Below are 490 nucleotides of genomic sequence, written 5' to 3' on the forward strand. Positions count from 1 at the left end.
TCAGCGAGAACGACACACGCTCATTCCACGTCAGGGCAAGGCGCACTGGCCGCCGGCCCTCGAGAATATGCTGACGTACTTCTTCACGCTGTAAGCTCAAATTTTTGTACTTCACCACGGGTTTATCGATATCGAGCCCTTTGAGTTCAACCTCCCGATCGATAGCAAAATCATCTGGTGCTTCGTTGTTAATCAACCACTGGGACATAGCAGTCGACGCGTCCATGTTGGTCTGCACCAAGGCGGCGGACACGGAAAGGGTATCAAGCAATTTTGCAACGACATCATCTGCTTTTGCGGGGGCGCTCGTATCGATACCGATCCAACGATCTTTTGGGGAAATCCACACTTGAATGGTGACCTGCGACTCGAATGCACGAGGCAATAGCTCAATCAAAGCTTCACTTCTCAGCTCACTCAATTCTTTACGGCTCGGTTTGTAGCCTTTGTCCGACTCCCACTTTGCTGCCTTCGTGTTAGCCAACCGGTC

Annotated in this window: 1 protein-coding gene; it reads right to left on the reverse strand. The window is 51.4% G+C overall.

All coding sequences use genetic code 11. From position 1 onward, the window contains the following. Positions 1-490 (reverse strand): recombination-associated protein RdgC (gene rdgC / locus AC3XQU_RS22900; RefSeq protein ID WP_489876457.1); only part of this gene is annotated, 490 nt, incomplete at both ends.

It is taken from the genome of Telluria sp. AZSoR62, from assembly GCF_058111565.1.